The 23,440-nt window shown below is 60.5% G+C and carries 17 protein-coding genes; 7 read left to right on the top strand and 10 right to left on the bottom strand.

What is annotated here, in order from left to right; genetic code table 11:
• Positions 1-82 precede the first annotated feature (82 nt).
• Together EVC45_RS36125 and EVC45_RS36130 are read left to right on the top strand one after the other, a co-directional pair.
• Complete coding sequence (locus EVC45_RS36125) at positions 83-973, top strand: acyltransferase (protein WP_306770830.1); 891 nt, start codon at positions 83-85, stop codon at positions 971-973.
• 715 nt (positions 974-1,688) lie between these two features.
• On the top strand, positions 1,689-2,618 hold the full coding sequence (locus EVC45_RS36130; protein ID WP_129962922.1) for a phytanoyl-CoA dioxygenase family protein: 930 nt from the start codon (positions 1,689-1,691) through the stop codon (positions 2,616-2,618).
• A 384-nt stretch (positions 2,619-3,002) separates the two neighbouring features.
• Here the strand turns inward: EVC45_RS36130 and EVC45_RS36135 are convergent, their stop codons facing one another.
• Together EVC45_RS36135 and EVC45_RS36140 are read right to left on the bottom strand one after the other, a co-directional pair.
• Positions 3,003-4,208, bottom strand: a complete 1,206-nt coding sequence (locus tag EVC45_RS36135) for a glycosyltransferase (RefSeq protein WP_129962923.1) — start codon at positions 4,206-4,208, stop codon at positions 3,003-3,005.
• Between the two features lie 287 nt (positions 4,209-4,495).
• The gene (locus tag EVC45_RS36140; protein WP_129962924.1) at positions 4,496-5,470 is read right to left on the bottom strand and encodes a hypothetical protein; all 975 of its coding nucleotides are present in this window, start codon (positions 5,468-5,470) and stop codon (positions 4,496-4,498) included.
• A gap of 3 nt (positions 5,471-5,473) precedes the next feature.
• Here EVC45_RS36140 and EVC45_RS36145 point away from each other — a divergent pair, with 3 nt between their 5' ends.
• Complete coding sequence (locus EVC45_RS36145) at positions 5,474-6,070, top strand: hypothetical protein (protein WP_129962925.1); 597 nt, start codon at positions 5,474-5,476, stop codon at positions 6,068-6,070.
• A gap of 601 nt (positions 6,071-6,671) precedes the next feature.
• Here the strand turns inward: EVC45_RS36145 and EVC45_RS36150 are convergent.
• The 4 genes from EVC45_RS36150 to EVC45_RS36165 all read right to left on the bottom strand — a co-directional run bounded on the left by EVC45_RS36150 (position 6,672) and on the right by EVC45_RS36165 (position 12,762).
• Positions 6,672-7,385, bottom strand: coding sequence for a 4'-phosphopantetheinyl transferase superfamily protein (locus tag EVC45_RS36150; RefSeq protein ID WP_248295395.1), 714 nt, complete (start codon positions 7,383-7,385; stop codon positions 6,672-6,674).
• Between the two features lie 89 nt (positions 7,386-7,474).
• Complete coding sequence (locus EVC45_RS36155; RefSeq protein WP_129962926.1) at positions 7,475-10,618, bottom strand: acetoacetate--CoA ligase; 3,144 nt, start codon at positions 10,616-10,618, stop codon at positions 7,475-7,477.
• 796 nt (positions 10,619-11,414) lie between these two features.
• On the bottom strand, positions 11,415-12,557 hold the full coding sequence (locus tag EVC45_RS36160) for a hypothetical protein (RefSeq protein WP_129962927.1): 1,143 nt from the start codon (positions 12,555-12,557) through the stop codon (positions 11,415-11,417).
• Positions 12,532-12,762: a hypothetical protein gene (locus tag EVC45_RS36165; protein ID WP_129962928.1), complete on the bottom strand. Its 231-nt coding sequence runs from the start codon at positions 12,760-12,762 to the stop codon at positions 12,532-12,534. Before EVC45_RS36165 ends, EVC45_RS36160 begins: the two co-directional genes overlap by 26 nt.
• A gap of 1,597 nt (positions 12,763-14,359) precedes the next feature.
• Here EVC45_RS36165 and EVC45_RS36170 point away from each other — a divergent pair.
• Positions 14,360-14,560 (top strand): hypothetical protein, encoded by a 201-nt coding sequence (locus EVC45_RS36170; protein ID WP_129962929.1) that lies wholly within the window; start codon positions 14,360-14,362, stop codon positions 14,558-14,560.
• A 589-nt stretch (positions 14,561-15,149) separates the two neighbouring features.
• Here the strand turns inward: EVC45_RS36170 and galE are convergent.
• The 4 genes from galE to EVC45_RS36190 form a co-directional block, all read right to left on the bottom strand.
• Complete coding sequence (galE, locus tag EVC45_RS36175) at positions 15,150-16,172, bottom strand: UDP-glucose 4-epimerase GalE (protein ID WP_129962930.1); 1,023 nt, start codon at positions 16,170-16,172, stop codon at positions 15,150-15,152.
• A 12-nt stretch (positions 16,173-16,184) separates the two neighbouring features.
• A complete protein-coding gene (locus tag EVC45_RS36180; RefSeq protein ID WP_129962931.1) occupies positions 16,185-17,333 on the bottom strand; it encodes a glycosyltransferase family 4 protein in 1,149 nt (382 codons plus the stop codon).
• Positions 17,334-17,458: 125 nt separating this feature from the next.
• Complete coding sequence (locus EVC45_RS36185) at positions 17,459-18,289, bottom strand: glycosyltransferase (RefSeq protein WP_129962932.1); 831 nt, start codon at positions 18,287-18,289, stop codon at positions 17,459-17,461.
• Entirely contained in the window at positions 18,286-19,548 is a 1,263-nt protein-coding gene (locus EVC45_RS36190; RefSeq protein ID WP_129962933.1) for an oligosaccharide flippase family protein, read from the bottom strand. The genes EVC45_RS36185 and EVC45_RS36190 overlap by 4 nt, the downstream gene beginning before the upstream one ends.
• Positions 19,549-19,876: 328 nt before the next feature.
• Here EVC45_RS36190 and EVC45_RS36195 point away from each other — a divergent pair, with 328 nt between their 5' ends.
• The 3 genes from EVC45_RS36195 to EVC45_RS36205 all read left to right on the top strand — a co-directional run bounded on the left by EVC45_RS36195 (position 19,877) and on the right by EVC45_RS36205 (position 23,414).
• Positions 19,877-21,271, top strand: a complete 1,395-nt coding sequence (locus EVC45_RS36195; RefSeq protein ID WP_129962934.1) for a phosphomannomutase/phosphoglucomutase — start codon at positions 19,877-19,879, stop codon at positions 21,269-21,271.
• 235 nt (positions 21,272-21,506) lie between these two features.
• Entirely contained in the window at positions 21,507-22,448 is a 942-nt protein-coding gene (waaC, locus tag EVC45_RS36200) for a lipopolysaccharide heptosyltransferase I (RefSeq protein WP_248295398.1), read from the top strand.
• A gap of 81 nt (positions 22,449-22,529) precedes the next feature.
• Complete coding sequence (locus EVC45_RS36205; RefSeq protein WP_129962936.1) at positions 22,530-23,414, top strand: Kdo hydroxylase family protein; 885 nt, start codon at positions 22,530-22,532, stop codon at positions 23,412-23,414.
• Positions 23,415-23,440: the final 26 nt, after the last annotated feature.

Here is a 23,440-nt window from a genome sequence, read left to right on the forward strand (position 1 = left end):
ATGAAGTAGAAGTAGTTTTGTCGGGCATTGCAACACCTTATACGAGATAAGTGTTGCACCTCGCTTTTGAGGCCGCCTCTTTATTGTCTCCGGATTCATCATGTCGTACATCACCGCCGGAAAGGAACTCCACGTACCTTCGTTCATGGTGCGGCGAGCGGTCAGAATTTTGCCGATGTATTGGCTGTTCACGACTGTCGCTTTGTGCGCGCTGATCGTCGTTCCGAAATTGGCATTTACGCATACTGAGCTTCCGCCAGGAATTGTCAATTCTTACCTGCTGATTCCCGATCCCCATCACTCTTTGCTGCTGATGGTGGGATGGACACTGTCGTACGAATTGCTCTTCTACCTGGTATTCGCGCTGGCGGCGAGGATGCCGGGCCGGCCGATCGCGGTTGTGCTGGCGATTCTGTGGAGCTCGTCTTTCTTCGCGCCGCAGAATTTTTATATGCAGTTTATCTTCAACGATTTCTGGGCGGAATTTCTGGTCGGCACAATCCTGTTCAGAATCGTGGATAAAAAAGCCTCCTTGTTTGCGGTGGGCGGGATCGCACTGATCGTATTCCTGATTCTTGCCTATTATGGCTTGCCCGACCGTCGGTCAGTCTATTTCGGTTTGCCGGCGGTAACCGTCGTTTCAATCGTCATTGGATTGGAAGGTTTCTTCAAAAAGTACCGCACGGCATACATTGTCCCGGCATTGAAGTTTCTTGGCGATGCTTCCTACTCCATTTACCTGTCGCATTTCTTTTCTTTAAATTTTGCATATCTGGCGATCTATAAGGTTTTGAAATTGAGTGGCCGCTCGGCTGGAGTGGCGTACTTCGGGCTTGCGATCGCGCTTAGTCTGATTGCGGGCGGGCTGGTGCACGTATTGATAGAAAAGAAGATCCTCCGCGCTTTGAAGAATATGGGTGGGCGAGATGTGAAGGGCTATGTGAATAACCAGGCAGATACGGGTGCGGCCTAACGGGTTTGGAGTTGGGTCGAATTCTGCCACCCCGTGGGAGCAGGCCTGCAGTGGTAAGCGACGCCTGGATGGGGTGCGGAGATTGCGCGAGAGAACTTGAGCCGGGCAGTCGGTCCGGATGGTCGCACGTCAACACAGCAACTATCTGTACCGGCCGCTTCACCGGGGTGCGCTCGACCGAGACGGAAATGGCAGGTCGCTGCAATTCTCTACGCGGCTTTATCGCTCGCAAACGTATGCGCGAAACATTAACGCGAGTGCGAGCCAGTTCCCGTCGACGCGCAAGCAAATCCAATCGCCGTCAGAGTGTAAATGGCCGCGCGACTTTCACCTGTAACCTCACCTGACGCTATTGAATCTCTTCGCTACTTACTCGCCCTTTATCCAGAGGTTCCGATCGACCTCGCCGTCAACGCTGCTGGGAAGTCTTATCGCACAAGCAGTGCAGTTATAAGATAAATGTAAGGATTAAATGCGTCCGCTCTTTTACAGCAGGGCGCACTATGCCAGCGTCCCGCGGCTTGAGATAAAGCATCTACAAATGCGAACCGGTCTAGTCGGAAACAAAACAGCTATCCGAAAGAAAAGGGATAGCTCTTCGATGTCACCACACGTAAAGACCAGGTAGCAGCATTGATACAGGCGGTATCGAACAGATCTCGCAATTAATACTACTAAGATAAACGTTGCGTGGTGGGGTTACATTGGAGAAAGCATGAAAACAAATTCTGTACTTCCCGAATGTATCAATCAAAGCAGTTTAGTCGCCGATCAGATTGCTCAGCTTCGAGAGCGCGGCTTCAGTTCGTTTGAGAATATTGCCTCCGCGGAGGAAATCGCTGAGCTAAAAGGCATCTGCGAGCGGCTTATATTCGCAGGTGCCGGTGCGCAAGAGGGCGCTCTGTTCGACTTCGTTGGTGACAATCCTCTCGCCTCGACCGGACTCACTCAATTGAGCATGCCGAGCAACTTCAATCCGCGGTTGCGTCGAACGGACTATCACAAGCGGCTCGAAGTTCTCGCCAGGCAGGTTCTGGGTCCCCAGGCGCGCTTCGCGGGAGATCACCTCTTCTACAAGCCGCCGGTAGCCGGTCCGGAAACCCCGTGGCATCAGGACGAAGCATTCCATGACCCACGGTTCAATTACCGGGAGGTGAGTTTTTGGCTACCTCTGCAACCGGCGACAATCGAAAACGGCTGTCTTCGTTTTATTCCGGGTTCGCACAAATGGAGCGTTCAGCCTCACAGAAGGATCCCAGGCAAGGAGCGTTCACACGGGCTTGAATGCTACGACGGTTTCGATCCCGACGACGCCGTCTACTGTCCGGTACCCGTCGGCGGGTGCACGGTTCACCTGGGTCGGACGGTGCATGGCGCAGGGCCGAATGTCACTGCGACCGCGCGCTTCGCGTATACGGTCGTCTTCGATGTTCCTGCCACCGTTTCAACGGAGTACCGCGAGTTCAACTGGCTCAACGACACAACGACGCGCGACGAGATCGAACTCAAATGGCGGCGGGGCAAGGGGAAGATGATCGCTTTGTATCGCCGCGTGATGCGACGCAATAATCTCGATCCAATCCGGCTCTACTATGGTTTCAAACGCCGTTGGTGGTCGTTGAGGCAAGGGCGCAAGCGCATATAGCACTTTGTCTATCGCCGATCTGATGCTTCAGGGAGTGAATGCCCCCGGTTTCGTTCGGCGATAGATTGGATTGGTTGCGCGCAAGGAGCCCGCGCTGCTTGATGCTGATCCGCGCCTGGGGACGCGGGCACGTAACCGTCTGGCTGCGAGCGACGTCTCGCGACCGGGTTGATCGCAACCTGACCTCGATATTGTGCTTCGATGTGCCAGAAGGTCCGGTTCAGTTCTGCGAGCGGAGATAGGCAGCGTGTGATGACCGGTAAGTGATCGCGCCACGCCTCGGAACGATTGCGCTGCGCAACGCTCGCGTTCCATTTGCGGAAAGTATTCGCGTTAGATTCACTGCACCGCGACTTCGAAGAGCCAACTCACCCTTCCGTCTTCTCAGCGTCGAAACGCCCGGAGCAGAATGCGATGCAACCCGGCGCACACCGCGTGTGTCGAGTATTGCAATGCATTGGTCTTGCCGAGCTCCCGCAATTCGTTCATCCGGGAAGGGGAGTCGGCGAGACTGCTGATTGCAGCCGCCCACTCGTCCGGATTCGTCGGGTCCGCAACGGCGAGGAACGAGTCACCCATCGAGCCTCGAAAGACCGGGATGTCGGACGCGATAACGGGAGTTCCCGCCATCTGCGCCTCAATCACGGTGCGGCCGAAGCCTTCGTGCAGCGTCGCCGAAACGTAGATGTCGGCGGCTTGATAAAAATATCCGAGATCTTCCTCGCTGACCGAGTCGGCAAAGTGAAAGCGGACTCCGGACGATTCGGCAAGCGTCTTGCATTCCATGCGATTGGCGGCGTTGAAAGCTTTGCCTACCCTAACGATCATCAGATCCTTGCGTGCCAGTTTAGCCAGCGCCTGGAAAACGGTAAGGTTGTTCTTGCGGGTTTCATCGGAGCCGACATTGAGTAGCACGAGCGCGTCGTCGGTCTCGAGGCCAAGGCGCTGTTTAAGGATTGCCCGTGCCTGAGCGCGAGTCTCACCGGGCGTCGCAGCAGCGAGCGGTGCATATTTGTCGTCGAATGGGCAGGGCACGATTTGCACGAGCTCTGGCTTCACGGGGGCGGCGCTTATCAGATCTCTGGCTGCCGAGTCGGCTTCGACGAGCACGAGATCCGCCTTCGGCGCCAGGGGAAGAAGCATCTTGACATAGAGTGACTTGAGCTTCTCCACGATGCCGCGAGCGTGCCCCGGAATTTGTACGTGATGGAACATCAGGCAGACCCGGCCACCAGCGAGGTGGATGATCGGAATCATGAAGCTCAGGTCTTCCTGATAAAGGATGATCATGTCGCAAGAGCGCGCCACGCGGATCGCGTGCAATGGATACATCACCAGTTGAGTCCAGTAACGCTTGAGCGAACGAGGCTTGGCATCGATGTCGACGGTCTCGACACTGAGGTTCGTGTACTTCATCAATCCAGCGGCCAACTCGAGACTATGCTGTCCCACCCCGGTCAACCTGCTTGAGCGCGGCCCCATGAACCACACGATCCGGGCGCCGGTCGCGTTCGGCACCGCGCTCTCCTGCGAGATGGTCTTATTGAGGCCTGCTGCTTCGCGTCCGGGCAGTATGGAGAACAATTTCATGGATATTCGAACCCTCGTTCGGCCGGCACTTATCCGCAGGCGCTCGAGCAGCGTCCTGAATGGACCGGCGAGATCTGGCGCGGTCGAACAACCTGCTGTCGGCCGTCGTACGTTTTCACGAAATATGAAGCGACGAGTTCAACGCCGCGCGGTCCGTTGGCGAACGCACTCGAAGGACGCCTGGAATCCAGGCTTCGCTTTGCTTCACAGGGCCCTCGTGTGAACCCTTAGACAGATACTGCTAGGCGTTGTCGTCATTCTCAGTGCGCTAACCCACCATGATGCGGCTAGCTGCTACGCACTCGGGATTCGGTGCCTTCGTCCAGCACGACTTCCGTCTCGCGCGCGAACGGAACAGTGGCGAGCGCTTCGAGCACACCATTCATTACCCGGGCGCCGAAGTCATGATGAAACGCCCACACGCCGTAAATGCGTCCGCGGAATGCCGCCTCGAACCCGGTCTCACGTCGGATCTGCTCGTCGGGGCGAAACCCCGAGCCCAGTCCGAACGAAAACAGGCCCTGCACCGATCTGCCGCTGGCATCGAAAGGGCAGCCGTACCTGTCGGAAACGACTCCGCCCTGGCCGAGTTGCAGCGAAATTGGTGCGTCCCAATGATCGACGAGTATCGACATGTTGGGTCCATATCCGGCGCCGTGAATCACGGCGATCGACTCTCTCAGGCACTCGCGTGCGCGCAACCGGGCAGAGTCGCTCGAATCCGCCTCGATCAGTTCGACGCGAGGTTTCGCTCCGGGCACACGGCCGTTCGTCATGATCGAGCGCGCAATGTCGAAAGCCCGATAACGCAGACCACCGGCACGATTGACTCGCCGGGTGACAGGACAGACGTCGTTGACTTCGTCGACCTCGTAACCATGCGCGTGTGCTTCTTCGACCGTTTCGAAAAACAGGCGGACCTGCGATCGATGAATCACGGTAATTTCATCCAGGCCCTCGCTTCCTAGTTCCATCGCGAGTCGGTCGACGACAGTGAATGCGCTATGCGACCCGCCGATAACCGTGATCCGGTTCGGGCGACGCGCGCGTTGCTGCGAGAAGTCGCGCGCGAACGCATCGATCAATTGCGGAGTCGTCAGGCTGAGCACATCGTCAGACACGTAGGTCCTGATGCCCGCGTTCGGGGGCGGCAACAGCAGTCCGTAACACAACTGGGCGATTTCGCCCACGTGTTGCTGTCCGCCGAGGTTCATTACAACGGTGTCGCTCGACAATGTACTGACCACGGTGGAGTCATTCACGTCGTGAAAATCGATTTCAAAGCCACCACTTTCAAGGCGCCGAATCCGGTCGATCTCGCGACCGCGCAGCACAGTCACGTTGTAACGCGCAGTGAGGTAGGCGAGGAGCTGCTCGGTCGCCAGCGCAAGCAGCGCGCCGGCTTCAGTGAGATTCGGCGGCCCGTCGGCTGCCTCGACCATCCGCTGGTGCAGTGGCGAGTTGGCTCTGAGATCGGCAAACACGTCTGCGAAGTTCTCGTGTTCGAGGCAAGCGAGAAAAGTATTTCCCACCGTATTGCCGGTGACGTTCACATACTCACCCAACTTACCCGCGCCGAGTTCGGTGCGCTTGTCGATGATCAAAAGGCCATTTCTCGCGATCTCCGGAAGATTGCCCGTTTTGAAAGCATGGAACAGAAATCCCATGCCAGACGGACCCGCTCCGCAAATGGCGCAAGAGAATTCTTTCCGCGCGATCCCCACGAAGGACTGCACGTGCGATTTGTGATTCATGTTTCTTTTCCCCTAGGCAGGGATGTTATGGATCTAATGTCTTACGTAATGAGGTTGACGCTCTGTTCGCTGCCGCACCGAACTTCTGCGGGCGTTAACATGCCTTAGGAATGCTGGATAATTCCTGCCGGCAAGGGACCGCGATTGAGAATCTTTTGCCTGGTTGCCGCATCGACATCCCGAAGTAGAGCGGGACGAATTCTTCCTGCGCTAGTAGCCGGGTTCAAACGGAGTCGCCAAGAGATATATCGAATCGGCAAGCGACGAATTCAAATGGCGCGGCGCTCGGAATCCGACAGACTGGGGCCCAAGTGTCAGCGGCGCCAACGGCAGTAAGAGGATCCGCTCGCCGCTTGTGCTGTGCCCCACGCGCGGGTTGCCTTAGACGCCCGCGCGTCGGAGAGATGGTTCTTGCTGGGGCTCGTTATAAGCGTGCTCTGTCGTCCGCCAGGTTTCGAGAACGTATAGCAAAGACTGGCTTATTCATCGTGAGCGAAGCAAAACTGATCAAAATCGGCTCGACGCAATACCGTTTTCGATAACAGCGCTTTTGCGATCACGATTGCTCAAATGTCGCGCGCTTGTGCTTGTGCTTGTGCTTGTGCCGTATCAACGACAGTTGGATTCGTTGCGCGACAAACGACGACCGCGTGTAAGTGGAGTTACGGCGCTTGCTGCCGGCGTAGCCGACGCTGGAATAGTGTGCCCGCTACCTGGCAGATATCCCAATGTCCGCGAAGCTAGACACCTGACAAAACTGAAGCGCGACCCGTGCGCCTTCGATGGACGCCGCCAGCGCGCCCCGGAAATGCGCGCCGAGGGGAAGGTCCAGAAACGTCCAGCCGGAGATGCGAGCGCCATGATGAGAAGCGCACCAATGACCCTCGCCGAGTAGTGAATCGTCTGCTGTGGTGTAGGCGTTCGGCTCGCCGGAGAAACCCGTGCCCAGCGCCTTCAGCAAAGCTTCCTTGCGGGTCCAGATGCTGAGTAGGCTCGCAGTCGAGTCGGGCCGTGCCGCGTCGAGCATCTTCTCCTCGGTCGCAGAGAATGTCCCGCGACCAATGCCGGGAGTGTCCAGGCCGTCGATCCATTGCTCCACATCCACGCCGACGCGGCAATCCCATGCGAAGGCAAGCAACGCCATTCCGTCGGTGTGTGAAACACTGAATGCGAGTCTTTTGGCGTCCGGCCACTGCAGAACGGGCTTGCCGAACGGCGTAACGTCAAATCGCAACGATTCGGGGTTACACGACAGGTAGCCGCTGAGCAGCCACCGCAGAGCGCACCGCCGGGCGACGAATCGATCACGATGCCATTTCTGTCGGTAGGCGCGCGCTCGCTGTTGCTCGTCTGGGGAGAGCGTATTCGCCAGTACCCTACACGCTGGTTCGATAGCAGCGTCGTCGAGCAGCCAGATCTGCACGGTGTTTTTCGGCAACGACAGATGAGCCGGCTGCAAACGGTTCGCGCTCCGAGCCCTCCGCCATGCGGCGGAGGGTGACCAGAGATCAACTAGGCACACGCGACGCCCCCGAGCGCAGGAAAACCGGGCCGGGGTTTGTCGCTGCTGGTCAATCGCCGATCCAGCGCCGCAGCCACAACCTGCACATTCGGCTCGGCGATCATATCGAAGTGGTCGCAAGCTACATGGACAACGTCCAGCCCGGCCCGAGCGACGTGCTGCCACAGTGTCAACTGATTGCTACGGTAGCTCTGCGCGGACGTCGCGTGCACGTAGACGATCGGTCCAGCGGTATAGGGCCGCGGCCGATAGGTCGTCATCGCTACCCGCAACGTCTCACGAACCGCACGTAGCGCCGCTGGCATCCGCGCGTTATGGCTGTCCGGGCGGTGTGCCATGCGTCCGTTGCGCATGCGCAAAAGATCGACCGCATTCGCGAGTCTGTCCTTCACGTAGCCGGAAAGTTGCGATTTGGGCACGGCGCGCAGCCTGCGCCAGTGCCAGCCTACGTATTGATAGTTGTGCCGCAGCCAGGCTCGCCACGGCAGGCAACGCTCGTCCGCATAGGTATCGATCAGGCACAGCAATTCCATTTGCTCGCCGGCGTGCCATAACTGTTGCGCAATCTCGACGGCAATCAATCCGCCGAACGAGTAACCCGCCACCGCGTACGGTCCGGTTGGCTGCACGCCGCGCATCTGTCCGATGTAGCTAGCCGCGATGTCGTGAACATGCCGTTGAGCCGGCTGCTCGCCGTCGAGGCCTCGCGCCTGTAGCCCGAACACCGGGCGCGGGCTCTGCATCGCGGCGATCAGCGTCGAGCATTCCATCACGGTTCCGCTTACCCCGTGTACCAGGAAGAGCGGTGTGCCCGTGCCCGCGCGCATTGGTACGACCGTCGGCGACGACTGCGGCAATGCGCCGTCGTCGATCGCGGCGGCGAGGCGCGCGATCGTCGGGGCAAATTGCAGCGTCGCGAGCGGAATGGTGCGCCCGGTCGACTGATACACACTGGCGAGCAACCTTGCCGCGAGCAGCGAATTGCCGCCCAGGTCAAAGAAGTTGTCGTCGCGACCGATCGGAGCGAAGTCGAAGAGCCTCTCCCACTGCGTCTGTAGATGCCGTTCGAGATCCTCGCGGGACTCGCCGACTGGCGCCAACTCACGCGTTGCCGAGTTCAGCGCCGGATGACGCCGAATCGCGTCGAGGCATTCTGGATTGCGCAGCGCCGCCGTGTTGCGCACCGGCAAGCCGCTGATCGCATTGCGCGCGGCAGATTCGGATAACTTACCATTATGCGTGGCCGGCAACGCGGGAACGGCGATGATCCGGTCCGGCACGTGTGCTTGCGACGCGCGACGTGCAAGTTCGCGGCGCACCCGGGCGGCCAGCGCAGCGTTCAACTCGATGCCGTCCCTGAGCACCAGCAGCAGCACGGTGCGCGGTTCCGTTGCGGCTGCATCGCCCTGATCAGCTGGCATATTGCGTGACGGCTGTTGCACGATCATCGCCTCGCGGATTTCCCGGATGTCATTCAGTACCCGGTAGATCTCGCCCGGCCCGACGTTGATGCCGCGCACATTCAGCACGCCATCTGTGCGGCCATGCAATCGCGCAGTACCTTCAGCCGAAAGCTCGATGAGGTCACCGTGAGTCCAGACCCCCGGGTTGCTGGCGAAATAGGCGGCGTGAAAGGCAGCACCGTCGGCGTCGCCGAAGAAACCGAGCGGACGTGACGGAAACGGATTCGCGCAGACCAGTTCGCCGATGCCGTCGGTGGGCGCGCCCTGCGTGCGGGCCTGAACGTCGAGCGCAAGACTCTTGCATTGGGCTTCGCCTGCATAGACCGGCAGATTGGGATTGCCCAGCACGAAGCAACCGAGGATGTCCGTGCCGCCCGAGATCGATTGCAGCTGCAGCGGCTTCACGTGATCGCGCACCCAGCGGAACTGTGCGTCGAATAGCACCGCACCGGTCGACATCATCGCGCGCAGTGCGCTGAGATCGAACTGCCGTCCGGGCACGAGGCCGGCATCCTCGCACATCTTCAGATAAGCGGGACTCGTGCCGAATACCGTGACGCGCTCGTCGGCGACAAGGCGCCACAACGTATCGACTGCCGAAATCGGGCCGTCGTAAGTAACGATTTCGACACCGGACGCAAGCGCCGACAACTGCCAGTTCCACATCATCCATGCGCAGGTGGTGTGGAAGTACATCCGATCGCCGGGCCGCAGGTCGCTGTGCAGCCGATGTTCCTTCAGGTGCTCCAGCAAGCTGCCGCCGGCGCCATGCACGATGCACTTCGGCTTGCCGGTGGTGCCCGACGAGAACATGATGAAAAGCGGATGATTAAACGGGAAGCGTCGCCATTCAAAACTTCCGGCGTCGCCGTGCTCGATCAGTTCGGCGTGCGAATAGATCTGTTGCCTGACCGCATCCGGCAGAGCGCCATCATCCAGACGGACGACAGCTTGCAACGACGGCAAGGCGGCCGCGAGCTCGCCGATCTTGGCCGAGACCGGTACACCCGTGTCGAAAGGCTGCGCCGCAGCGTGCGCGAACAGCAGTCGCGGCGCGAGCGGTGTGAAACGATCAAGGAGCGTCTCGACACCCATCTCGGGCGCGGCCGTCGACAGCGTTGCGCCGAGCGCGGTGACCGACAGCGCGGTAACGACCGCTTCAGCGTCGTTGCGCATCACGCCAACTACGCGGTCCCCCTGGCGCAGCCCCAATTTCGTCAGCGCATGCGCAAGACGCGCCACGCGATCGCGCAGCTCACCGCGAGTTAGATGTACGCGCCGGCCATCGGCGTGACAGGCTGTCAGCCCAGGTGCATCGGCACCTGCTACCGATTGGTTCAAGAGGTTGTCGGCGTAATTCAGTTCGACGCCCGGGAAGAACTGTGCGTGTTCGCAGTCGTCGCCGACGCACACGGGTTCGAGGTCGCCGGACCAGTCAAACCCGTGGGACCATCGCACGAAAGTCTGCCAGAAAGTTCGATATGCCCGTACGGAGAAGTCGTGCAGTTTTTCGTAGTTGTCGAAGATCTGGCCCGTGTGTGCCTGCAGGGCCGCGGTGAACGCGGTCATTTGCGAAGTGGCGGCAGACTCGGGGGTGTTGGTGAAAATGGGGGTGCGTTCGAGAGATGCAGCGGGGTAAGGCGACGTGGGAAGCAGTTGAAGGCGATCCATCTATCCCTCCATGCAGAGCGGCAAAAGCGTATTTCAGATGCCTGAAAAGGAATCGTCGAATTGATCCTATTAAATGATGGTCTGCCGCTATGTGCGGCAGCGCACTATCAGAATTGGGTCCAGAGAGATCGCTATGCCGCGTGAATTTTGGCTCGAAGCGCGAAGCGAAGACGTGAGAATTGCCCGCACTTTCAGCATGGAAATCGCGCCATCGACTTGGGCTTCAACGCAAAACAGGAGGCTGCAACGCTGCGATGATCGACACCAGTGTGCGACTCTAATACTTGTAGCAACTCGCATTTCGCAGGACGAAGTGGTTCGATTAGTGCCGGCAGTTCGTTTGCAATCAGTAAGCTTCCGATCGGTATGCAAACATTTTTAAACCGGGCATTGCATTGAGTGTGTGCCACGAACGTTTGCGAATGGAATCGCCGCACCTCGAGCGCTGGATGGCTGCGAAGTGATGGGCGGACACATGCTGGTGTTGAAACGCGATTACCTTTCGGCGAGCACCGCTTTCCAACGTCGCCTGCTCGTTTCAAAGACGCGAACGCATCGTGCGGCATGGCCCAGAGTTCACAAGCGCAAGGTGCGCGCGGGGCGAAGCGCATGCGAAGCGTGATTCACGCGTTGTGGTGTTCCGTTGCCGCTAATTGGTTTGGTGAGGGAGGGAAGAAGACCGAAAAGCGCTGCGTTGCACAGCGCGCTTCCCTCCCTGGATCCTGGCAGGGAGTCAATTCCTCGACGCGAGGCGCCGCGCGGCTCATTCGATGCCACGCGACGTCAACGCAATCTCTTAATTGACGGTAATGGCCGAAGAAAGGGTGTTCTTGATGAACGGCTTGCCCACAGCCTTGACGTAATAGGTGCCCGCGTTGGTCACCGGAATCGTCGTCGTGTTGGCCGGGTACGTGACCTGGGTCCACGCGGCGTTGTTGTTGCTCCACAACTCCAGGTGATCCAGGGTACTCGTGGCCGAGGGGGATACCGTGATCGTGCGGCCGCTCACCGAAGTTTTCAGCGTCAGACAGTTGTCGACACCCGTCTCGAGCGGAGTGCCCTCGTAGTAGTCATCCCAGGTCGTCAACTGCAGGAAAGGAAGCTGCTTCGCCGAGTTGTAGTACTGGTTGATCTTGGTGAAACCATCCAGCCACGTCTGGCCGCACTGCTGGTTCACATAGACGTTGCCATCCCACGACGCGTAACCAACCGGGTTGAAGCCCTTGTAGGTCGAACCCATGGTGATCTGATTCGGATGCTGGTTGGCCCGGGTGTAGAAGTCGTCCATCGTGCTCAGATCAGCCGGGGCGGCGTTCGAGCTGGTCGGATTCACCCACAGGAACGAGCCACCGCTGCTGGGGATGCCAAAACCATCCGGCGACGTCGCATTGTCCAGATGCACAAACGAGATTTTCGGATACGCGGACTGGATCGCGTTCCAGTCGATGCCGCTGGCTGCGGTGAGACCAAAGTCACCCACCACCGCCTTGCCGTTGTAGGTCAGGTAGTGTGGATCGCTGAGGTACTGCTTGTTGATGTACGCGACCGCTGACAGCACCTTGGCCTGATTTGTCGAGCCTGACGTGTTACCCAGCAGATTCGCGTCCAGCATGATCGCGAACTGCATCGGGCCGTTCTGTGCCGTGGTGTAGCTCTGGATGATCGGTTGCAACGCGAGCGAACCGGTGTTGCTGATATCCGTCTGGCCCTGCCAGTCAATCATCACGCCATCGACGCCCCGACTGACCAGATCAGCGAGGAAGCTCTTGATGTAGGTCGGATCACTGGTGCTGTAGTTGACGTTGATACCCGAGTCCATACCGCCGTCGAACCACGGCAGATAGTGCACCAGCACCTTCGTGGTGTTACCCGGGTAGAGCAGCGAGTGAACGTTGACCTTCGACACATCCGTGCTACCCGCCAGGGTGCCATTCGACAACGCAGCCGTGATCGGGCTGGCCGAAGTGTTTGGAGGCATCACTGCCGTTTGAACGCTTGCCGATGCGGCCGGAGCCGTCGACGTAGTCGTACCAGTCGACGTGGTCGAAGCAGGCGAAGATGTCGAAGTGGTGGAAGATGTCGAAGTGGTCGGGGATGTCGAAGCCGTCGAAGTGGTCGACGGTTGTGTGTTTTGCGAGCGCCAATGTCCGCGCGCTTGCGCCGAACCCACGACAACGAAAGTGACACAAGCCGCGAGCATGACGCGGGAAAGATTAGTTTTGAGTTTCGGAGACACTAGTAATTCCTGTCGAATTTTATTTGAAGACACGAAGCCCGGTACCGCGGGCTTCACTGCAAAAAAACGGGGCTGCCTGCCGGAAGGCGCTTGGGCTGCCGCCTGGGCCGCGACAAAAGCCGACATGGCCGTTTCGCCGTTCGCAGCGGCACTGCCGCGCGAGTAGGCTGACTTCCAGAAGCGGATTCGCTCTTACCGCGTCACGTCGAGAGCGTGATACCTCGATAAGCAGAACTAATCGCGATCAGCTTTTTTTTGGGTTGACAAATATCTTTCGACTCCTCCTCTTATTGATTAGTGACCTCGTGATTGCGTCACCTCGACACCACTTACCATCCACAGGCCACCCGATATGTGGATGGCCTTGATTGGAGGGCGCGATCAACCTTCACACCGTTCTGCTCGGGTCGAGATCGTTGTCGATCAACGGAGCGAGTTCGAACGGTTTGCGCGACCTCATCAGGCGAAGGTCACTTGTCAGGATCACCTTCCGCTTGTCGACTCAGAAAGACGACTCGAGCGAAGTCTTCGTTGATCGAAGTGTTCCTGCCAAAAAGCTGCGCCATAACACAAATGAACCGAGCGGTTAATCAGGTATGCAAATTAAAGTGTATAAAAGTGTAACTACCTTACATTTCACGCACTACCTCTTTCCGTGACACACACGCCTGGCAAGTTCCTTCGATCCGGAGGTAAGCTTGCCCGCGCTCCGATCGGAGCGCTCACGGACGTTTACGTACCCGCCGGGTCACGGCGCTTGGACAGAACCGATCGTTCGGACCGACCCTTTTATTGCGCCTGCGAGAACAACTCGGTTGCGGTGGTCATCCAGACTTCGCCACCCGCGACGCCACCCGTGTGTACAGCAAGAAACCTTTCAAATTCGCAAAACGCGAAGCATTACTGCTGTTAAATGCTCGGTCCACCGGAAAGAATTGCGCGATAGGGTTTTCCCGCGCAACTTCTGGGCACGAATTATATTCTCAAAAAACGTTTCAGTTCTGTAACGCGGGCAAAGTTCTGGGGAAAAAAGCGATAGCTCCCTGCATCCGTTTCTGCGGAGTTAGTTTTTCCTTGAATATTGAGCGGTACGCAAAAAGTCTTCCCCCGCCGCCAAAAAGTCACAATGAACTGCTTGACTTATGGGATTCGTTCATATGAACGAGAAAATATGACTCGGGAATTATTCTTCAGATAAATAGCATACCGAACTAATCACCGGACAAATCGGCTAGAACTTTTCGGCCAATGCGCTATTGGAAGATCTCGCGCTACTACGAAATGCGAACTATGCGCCACTGCGACACACGGTATTTCTTACTCATCTGCATGTGCGCGATGATTCGCGTTTTGTGGCGTAAAAGTAGGAGCGTTCGGTAGTGGAGGTCCAGTTCATGTTGCTTTGTTATGGATCGCTTACCAAATTGCACCTTATATGAAATGCGAATTTTTGGGCGCGGAGGGGTCGCGCAGCGACCGAAAGTACTCTTGTCTGGAGACTGGCTTTGAAGATCGCCGGTGCGCCTATTTTTCGATCCGGTCGTCGGAAAGATGGCAAAGAGCCGCGCCGGAATTCGCAAGTAGGTCTGGCGAAATACGAGGTAGTAGAAGTACTCGATGCCTGCAATTCACCGAGAACCGAAATGAAGCTTGCGATTGTCGGGAAGGGCGTTGCCGCGCTGCTATGGCAGTTCACGCCGATATGAGCGGATGTGGATCGCGCCTTCCGATTGAAGGGGCCTTGTTGTTGATTGGCCTGGCCATGCACTATCGACCGTCACGATGGAGGCGAGTACGAGCTTGTGATTTGATCATGCCGGTCAATGCATTCGATGCTCTGCTTTCGAGCGTCCGGGAAGTACTAGTCGGGCGTTTTCGTGCCTTCAAAAGAGTCGCACGCGCGTGCCAGCGGTGCTAATTGAAGTCTGAATAGAAAGTGAGTTAGCGCACGAGGCATTGATTAGGGAATGCTCGTTTTCAAATTGCGCTTTACTGTTCGCTAGCTGCGACAGACCGACCTGAGAAGGGGGCGCGTTGAGATTCTCAGGGTCGAATTGCGCCCTGAAAATGGTGGCATCAAGGGCTATTAGCGATTACGTATCATCAAATCCGCTGAGTCGGAACGCGTGCCAAGAAAGACCGGAACCCGCGAGTACGTCCTGACTATCTTGGCGGCGAGCAAGGCCACAAAGACCAACCACGGCGGCGTCCGAGCGTTGCCACTCGCCAGATCCGCGCTCGACCTTCAGCGGCCTTCAGGCCGCCTCTTCAGTTATATGACGCGCGTAAGCCGCTTCAAGCAAAGCCTCGCGGATTGTTCGACTGCCAGCGCCAGTGATCTGCGCACATCCGCTCGATCCCATACTGCGCGCTCCAGCCGATAATCCGCTCTGCCGCGGCTGGATCGGCGAAACACTGCGCGACGTCGCCCGGACGGCGCGCGACGATTTCGTACGGCACCGGCCGGCCCGACGCCTTCTCGAACGAGCGCACCACGTCGAGCACGCTGTAGCCCTGGCCCGTGCCGAGATTGACGACGAAGCTCGCATCGCGCTTGACGAGCGCGTCGAGCGCGGCGAGATGCCCGCGCGCGAGATCCACTACGTGGATATAGTCGCGCACGCCAGTGCCGTCAGGCGTCTCGTAGTCGCCGCCGAACACGCGCAGCTTCTCGAGCTTGCCGACCGCGACCTGGGCGACGTACGGCATCAGGTTGTTCGGAATGCCGGCCGGATCTTCGCCGATCAGGCCGCTCTCATGCGCGCCGACCGGGTTGAAGTAGCGCAGCGTCGCGATGCGCCACGACGGGTCCGACACTTCGAGATCGCGCAGGATCTGCTCGGCGATCAGCTTCGATTGACCATACGGATTGGTCGCCGACAGCGGGAACGATTCGTCGATCGGCGAGCTTTTCGGCACCCCGTACACCGTTGCCGACGAACTGAATACGAACTGCTTGACGTTGCGATCGCGCATCACGCCGAGCAGCGTCAGCAGGCTGCCGACGTTGTTCGCGTAGTACTCGATCGGCTTCGCGACCGATTCGCCAACCGCTTTGAGCGCCGCGAAATGGATCGCGCCGGTGATCGGATGCGCATCGAAAATCCGCTGCAATGCCGCTTCGTCGCGCGCGTCGACGTCGTAGAAGCTCACTGCGCGGCCGGTAATTTGCTCGACGCGACGCAGCGATTCGCGCTTGCTGTTCACGAGGTTGTCGATCACCACGACGTCGTAGCCGCCGTTCAGCAGTTCGACGCAGGTGTGCGAGCCGATGAAACCCGCGCCGCCCGTTACCAGAATCGTGCCCTTCGTGGTCATGCTGTTGCTCCGTTAAAGTAAAACACCTGTGATTTTTTGCACCAGATCTTTGTAGGTTTCGACAACCACACGTTCGTCGAATTCGGTCGCGACTTTCTGCCGGCCGCGTTCCGCCATTGCACGCCGCTCTGCGCCGCTCATGTCGAGCATGCGCGCGAGACTCGCGGCGAGGCTCGCCGCATTACGTGCTTCGCACAGCAAGCCGTTGACCCCGTCGGCCACCACTTCGCGGCAGCCGGGCACGTCGGTCGCGACGATCGGCCGGCCCATCGCGGACGCTTCCATCAGCGTGCGCGGCACGCCTTCGCGATACGACGGCAGCACCACGCAATCGGCATCGGCGATGAACGGCCGCACGTCGTGCGCCTCGCCCAGATATTCGATCACGCCCTCCCGTTCCCACGCGGCGACTTCGTCGCGCGTAATCGCGCTCGGATTTTCGACGCCGACTGGCCCAAGCAACTGGAAGCGCGCGTGCGGATACCGCGCACGCAATTGCCGCGCGGCCTCGACGTATTCGCCGACGCCTTTGTCCCACAGCAAGCGCCCGATCAGCACGAAGCGAAACTCGGCGCGCTCGCGCAGCGGCGTGAACGCGAATTGCTCGAGATCGACGCCCTCGCCATGCAACAGCCGCGCGCGCTCGGGATGCACGAGCAGCTTGCCGTCGATGAACGCGGCCTGATCGTCGCGATTCAGGAACCACACTTCACGCGGAAAGCGGAACGCGAAACGATACAGTCTTTTGGCGATCTGCGCGGCGCGGCTGTGCTGGATGAACACATAGCCGAGCCCGGTGGTGACCGCCACCGACTGCACGCCAGCCAGCTTCGCCGCGATCGAGCCGTAGATATTTGGCTTGATCGTGTAGTGAAACACGACGTGCGGACGGATGGTCCTGTACTGCCGGTAAAGCGCGACGAGCGTGCGCAGATCCTCGCCCGGGCTGGTGCCCTTCGACGCGACCGGCAGCTCGATGCAACGGCAGCCCATCGCGGCGAGCAACTCGAACGTGCGATCACGCGGCGCGAGCACCGTCACGTCGACACCGCGTCCGATCAGCGTGCGAATCAGCCCTTGCCGATACGTATAGATTGCCCAGGCCGTGTTGCAGACGAGTGTAATGCGCAGCGCGGGCGTCGACTTGAAAGAGGGCTTCATGCGGAGAAGGGACGGGCGTTGATTGAATTGTGGACCACAGATACGAATACGGCGCCGAACGAAGCGGCGCGAACCTCAGCCAATGTGGCGAATACGAAAGAGACAGCGCTCACACGGGGCGTGACTCAACGGCTCGCGCGCGGCGTGAGCAGCGCGCGCTTGACCCGCTGCAACGTGCGATAAGGCAGCATCAGGTGCATGAGATTCTTCGCGAGGCCCAACCAGTCGTACGGATTGGCCACGTTGAAGTAGCGCAACTGCAAACGCAGCGTCGAGCCGATCTGCCGGCGCCGCTTCGTCGCGCTGATGCCGCCTTCGTTCAGCTCATAGAGCAGGCCGAGTTCCGGCAGATTCGCGCAGTCGTAGCGTTCCATCAAACGTACGAACAGGTCGAGGTCTTCCGCCGAACGATACGCGGCGCGATAGTTGCCGACTGTGCGCACGGCATCGATACGCAGCATCATCGACGGATGCGCGAGGCACGAGCGGAAAAACCGCTGGCGCCGGATCGCGCTCGGTTCGGCCGGCGGCGTCAGCATGAAAAGCGGTTCGCCCGCGCGCGTGACGACCTGGGTCCACATGCCGAGGCCCGCCACGTTCGGATGCGCTTCCATGAACGCGCGCTGCTTCGCGAGCCGTCGAGGCACCGCGCGGTCGCCCGCGTCGATGCGCGCCGCATAGCGAAAGCCGCGTTGCGCGAGCGCGTCGATGCCGGTTTGCAGCGCGCGCTCGATGCCGCCGTTCTGCGCCATGCGCAGCACTTCGATCTTCAGGTTCGGCAGGGTGGGCGCGACAATCGGCGGCGTACTGCCGTCATCGACGATCAGTACGTGCACCAGCGCACTTTCTTCGAACGACGCGAGCGTAGAATCGACGTCCGCCTGGCCGTTGTAGGCGGGCATCAGCACCGCGACGTCGTCGAGCGTGGTTTGCGCGGTGGCGGATGAATTCGTCATGGGCGCAATTTGAAACGGATGTAATAAAGATTGACCGAGGCGGCCGCCAGGTAGCCGCCCGCGAGGCCGACGAGCGCGCCATACGCGCCGAGTCGCGGGATAGCCAGCAGATTGACCGCGAACGCAACGGCGAGCGCGAGCAGCCACTTCGCTAGCAGCACGAACTTGGCCTGATACTTGAGCACGACCAGATTGCCGATCGCCTCGATACCGGCAGGCACCGACAGCCACACGGCCCAACGGAAGATCTCGATCGCGCCTTCGAAGTCCGGTCCGAACACGCGGCGGATGATGAAGCCCGCGAGCAGGTCGAGCACGAACGCGCCGCACACCATCAGCACGGCGGTCAGCGCGGTGAGCCGCCACATGTTGCGGCGCAGTTGCTTGATGCCCTGCACGCGGTAGACGAATGCGGGCGCAATGGTTTGCGCGAGCATCAGCGCAAGCGTGATCCAGTTTTCGTTCAACTGCTGGGCGGCCGAGTAGCGTCCGAGGTCGGCGAACGAGATCGCGCGCTCGAGCATCAGCCGGTCCAGTTTCAGGAACAGGTACATACAGATGAGCCCGAGCCAGAACACGGTACCTGCGCTAGCGAAGTGCTTGAAGAGCGTTCGGTCGATATGCCAGCCGAGCTTGCCGCGATGCCGGCTCATGAAGTAGAGCAGCAGCACCGCGCCGATCGCCGCCGATTCGAGCGCCCATAGCCAGCCGAAGCGCGCGGGCGCGGCCGTCGCGCGCACCAGCAGATAGACGAGGCCGGCCTTGATCACCGCGGTGCTCATGCTGGTCAGCAACTGCGGCTTGCTGTAGGTCATGCTTTGCAGCCACGCGTTGATCACGCCGACGAACGGCTCGCGAAACAGCATCGTCACCGCGAGGCCGGCGAGCATCGCGCCGACGAGCGGCTCGAAGAAATGCAGCGCAATGCCGAGCCACGTGAGCAGCAATGCAACGGCCGAGACGGAGATGCGCAACGCGAACGCGCTGCCGAGTACGGTGCCGAGCTGTTCGGGCGGCCGGTTGACGATGGTTGGTACGAGGATTTCGGCGCCGCAGACCCATGTGATCGGCGACAGCACCAGCAGCAGCGTGTTCGCGTACTGCCATTTGCCGAACGTATCGGGCCCGAAGTAACGCGCGAGCATGCCGCTGATCACGATAGCGACGCCGATCTGCGTGAGCCGCTCGAGACCCAGCCAGACGATGTTCGTAAACGCGCGGGTGACGTCGGGATTGGCGAAGCGCTTGAGCGTCAGCATCCGTTGGCCGCTCGCCCTTGCGTGTCGGTCAAGCCGCCTCGTGCGGCCATGGATGCGGCGCCATGCACGTTCGCCCGCCCGGCCGGCAGCCACGGCAACTTTACAAAAGGAGGGCGTCTAAGCATTAGAATGGCGGTATTCAGGCTGGTCAGAAGAACGCAATTATAAGTTGGAACCGGACCGCTTCCGGCAAGGGCGCATCGCGGCGCGGTAACACGTGTTTTATCGCGAATATTGTCGTGGTTTTTTACGCGATTTTTTACCGCGTTTTTACCGGTTATCTTCGATGCGCAGGTCAAAATTTTCCATTGCACGCAAGTGAGCCAACATGATCTCCAAATCCATTTTCAAGGCGTATGACATTCGTGGCGTCATTGGCAAGACGCTCGACGCCGACGCCGCGCGCTCCATCGGGCGCGCATTCGGCAGCGAAGTGCGCGCGCAGGGCGGCGACTCGGTCGTGGTCGCGCGCGACGGGCGCCTGTCGGGCCCGGAGCTGATCGGGGCGCTGTCCGACGGCCTGCGTGCGGCCGGCGTCGATGTCGTGAACGTGGGCATGGTGCCCACGCCGGTCGGCTACTTCGCGGCGAGCGTACCGTTGAAGCTGGCAGGCGGCGAGCGCCGCGTCGACTCGTGCATCGTCGTGACCGGCAGCCACAATCCGCCGGACTACAACGGCTTCAAGATGGTGCTGCGCGGCGCCGCCATTTACGGCGAGCAGATCCTCGCGCTGCATCAGCGCATCGTCGACGAGAACTTCGCCGACGGTAGCGGCAGCTACACCGAATACGACATCGCCGACGCGTACCTCGAGCGCATCGCGAGCGACGTGAAGCTCGCGCGTCCGATCAAGATCGTCGTCGATACCGGCAACGGCGTGGCCGGCGGCCTCGCGCCCAAGCTGTTCAAAAAGCTCGGTTGCGAACTCGTCGAACTGTTCACCGAAGTCGACGGCAACTTCCCGAACCATCACCCGGACCCGGCGCACCCGGAAAACCTTCAGGACGTGATTCGCGCGCTGAAGGAAACCGATGCGGAAATCGGCTTCGCGTTCGACGGCGACGGCGACCGCCTGGGCGTCGTCACCAAGGATGGCCAGATCATCTACCCGGACCGTCAGCTGATGCTGTTCGCCGAAGAGGTGCTGTCGCGCAACAAGGGCGCGCAGATCATCTACGACGTGAAGTGCACGCGCAATCTCGCGAAGTGGGTCAAGGACAAGGGCGGCGAGCCGCTGATGTGGAAGACCGGCCACTCGCTAGTGAAGGCGAAGCTGCGCGAAACCGGCGCGCCGCTGGCAGGCGAAATGAGCGGCCACGTGTTCTTCAAGGACCGCTGGTACGGTTTCGACGACGGCCTGTACACGGGCGCGCGTCTGCTCGAGATCCTCACGCGCGTCGCCGATCCGAGCGCGCTGCTGAACTCGCTGCCGAACTCGCACTCCACGCCCGAGCTGCAACTGAAGCTCGAGGAAGGCGAGAACTTCGAGCTGATCGCGCGTTTGCAGCAAAACGCGAAGTTCACCGGCGCGGACGACGTCGTGAAGATCGACGGTCTGCGCGTCGAGTACCCGGACGGCTTCGGTCTCGCGCGTTCGTCGAACACGACGCCGGTCGTCGTGATGCGTTTCGAGGCCGACAACGATGCGGCGCTCAAACGCATTCAGGACGACTTCCGCCGCGTGATTCTCGCGGAGAAGGCCGATGCGAAGCTGCCGTTCTGACGGCTGATGCGGCGGCGCGCTTCGAAATTCGTTGAGGCGGATCGAAGCGTCGCCGCCACCGAACGCGGCGCGGGTTGCCTTACCGCGCCGCGTTTTTCATGTCTTTTATATACGGCGCGCTAGAATTGCGGTCCTTTCAACGCATCTTCGAGCCGGATCGCCGGTTTTCCCACTCTTGAGCGCGCAAAAGATACTGATCGTGAGGGTGTCGTCGCTGGGCGACGTCGTTCACAACATGCCCGTGATCGCCGACATCCGGCGCCGCCATCCCGACGCGCAGATCGACTGGCTCGTCGAGGAGAGCTTCGTCGGGCTGGTGGAACTCGTGAGCGGCGTGCGGCGCGCGATTCCGGTGTCGCTGCGGCGCTGGCGCAAGCGCATCCTGTCCGTCGACAACTGGCGCGAGATCGGCGCGTTTCGTCGCGCGCTCGCCGCCGAGCACTACGATCTGGTGATTGACTGCCAGGGGCTGATCAAGACCGCGTGGGTCGCGAGCATGGCGCGCGGACCGCTCGTCGGCCTCGGCAACCGCACCGAAGGCGCCGGCTACGAATGGCCGGTGCGCTTTTTCTACGGACGGCGCGTGCCGATCGCGCCGCGCACGCACGTGGTCGAACGCACCCGGCAACTGGTGGCCGCGGCGCTGAACGACCCGCCGCCGCAACCCACCGACGATATCGACTTCGGGCTCGATACGGGCCGGGCGGCGCTCGCGCTGTCGCAGGCGAATCTGAATCTGCCGGTGCCCTACGTCGTGTTCGTGCACGCGACTTCGCGCGCCGACAAGCAGTGGCCCGACGCGGCGTGGATCGAACTTGGGCAGTCGCTGGTGCGGCGCGGCGCGTCGATCGTGCTGCCGTGGGGCAGCGACGCCGAGCGCGCGACCAGCGAGCGGCTCGCGAAGGAGTTCGGCGCGGCCGCGATCGTGCCGCCAAAGCTGTCGCTTGCGGCGGTGGTCGGACTGATCGATGGCGCCGCCGCGACGGTCGGGGTCGACACGGGTCTGGTGCATATCGCGGCGGCGCTGAAGCGGCCCACGGTCGAGTTGTACAATTTCTCCACCGCGTGGCGTACCGGCGGCTACTGGTCGCCGAACGTCGTCAATCTCGGCGCGGCCGGGCAGCCGCCGACGCTGCAGCAGGTCAAGTCGGCGCTGGCCGAGTTCGGTTTGTTGTAACCCGGGCCCGGCAGTCATCAGCACGGGCTGCAACCCGTCGGTGCGCTTCGCCTTGCGCACCCTCCGTTCCCAAGGGCGACCATGAACGAAACCCAGATCATCGAAGTAGCGAACGCCGATTGGCACGGCTGCAATCTGTCCGTGCCGCGCGAAACGCTGCTCGCCGGTGTCGAGCGCGGCAAGGTGCTGTACTTCCCGAACCTGCGCTTCGCGATCGACGGTGGCGAGCAGGCGCTGCTCGATCCGGCGCTCGCCGATCCGAACCGCAAGAACATCAGCCTCGAACCGAACGGCGGCGCGCTGCATGGCGTGGCCGGCGATGCGGTCACGCAATCGGCGGTGCGCGCGTTGATCGCGCGTTATCAGGCGAATGCGCGCACGCTCGTCGACGGGCTCTTTCCCGAGTACGACGGCAAGCTGCGCGTGGCGCCGACGAGCCTGCGGCTGCATCAGGTCGAGACCCGCGAAACCTCGTGGCGCAAGGACGATAGCCGTCTGCACGTCGACGCGTTTCCGTCGCGGCCGAATTACGGCGAGCGCATCCTGCGCGTGTTCACCAACGTGAATCCACGTGGCGTGCCGCGCGTGTGGCGCGTCGGCGAGCCGTTCGAGGACATGGCGAAGCGCTTCCTGCCGCGCATCAAGCCGCAGATGCCGGGCGCCGCGTGGCTGCTGAACCTGCTGCATGTGACGAAGTCGCTGCGCAGCGAGTACGACCATCTGATGCTCAATCTGCACGACGGCATGAAGGCCGACCTCGACTATCAGAAGACGAGTCCGCAGGAGACCATGCCGTTTCCGCCGGGCAGCGTGTGGGTATGCTTCTCCGACCAGACCTCGCACGCGGTGATGTCCGGCCAGTTCATGCTGGAGCAGACTTTCTTCCTGCCGGTCAAGGCGATGGCGCAGCCGGAATGCGCGCCGCTCGGCATTCTCGAGCGCCTGAAGGGCAGGGCGCTGGTTTGAGCGCGACGGTTGATCCGAAGGCCGGG

It is taken from the genome of Paraburkholderia sp. UYCP14C (assembly GCF_004197395.1).
Taxonomy (GTDB): domain Bacteria; phylum Pseudomonadota; class Gammaproteobacteria; order Burkholderiales; family Burkholderiaceae; genus Paraburkholderia.

Excerpts from the sequence above, each read along its gene's own strand:
- EVC45_RS36130 (WP_129962922.1), top strand. The coding sequence starts at position 1,689 with ATGAAAACAAATTCTGTACTTCCCGAATGTATCAATCAAAGCAGTTTA.
- EVC45_RS36135 (WP_129962923.1), bottom strand. The coding sequence starts at position 4,208 with ATGAAATTGTTCTCCATACTGCCCGGACGCGAAGCAGCAGGCCTCAAT.
- EVC45_RS36155 (WP_129962926.1), bottom strand. The coding sequence starts at position 10,618 with ATGGATCGCCTTCAACTGCTTCCCACGTCGCCTTACCCCGCTGCATCT.
- galE (WP_129962930.1), bottom strand. The coding sequence starts at position 16,172 with ATGACCACGAAGGGCACGATTCTGGTAACGGGCGGCGCGGGTTTCATC.
- EVC45_RS36180 (WP_129962931.1), bottom strand. The coding sequence starts at position 17,333 with ATGAAGCCCTCTTTCAAGTCGACGCCCGCGCTGCGCATTACACTCGTC.
- EVC45_RS36185 (WP_129962932.1), bottom strand. The coding sequence starts at position 18,289 with ATGACGAATTCATCCGCCACCGCGCAAACCACGCTCGACGACGTCGCG.
- EVC45_RS36190 (WP_129962933.1), bottom strand. The coding sequence starts at position 19,548 with ATGCTGACGCTCAAGCGCTTCGCCAATCCCGACGTCACCCGCGCGTTT.
- EVC45_RS36195 (WP_129962934.1), top strand. The coding sequence starts at position 19,877 with ATGATCTCCAAATCCATTTTCAAGGCGTATGACATTCGTGGCGTCATT.
- waaC (WP_248295398.1), top strand. The coding sequence starts at position 21,507 with ATGCCCGTGATCGCCGACATCCGGCGCCGCCATCCCGACGCGCAGATC.
- EVC45_RS36205 (WP_129962936.1), top strand. The coding sequence starts at position 22,530 with ATGAACGAAACCCAGATCATCGAAGTAGCGAACGCCGATTGGCACGGC.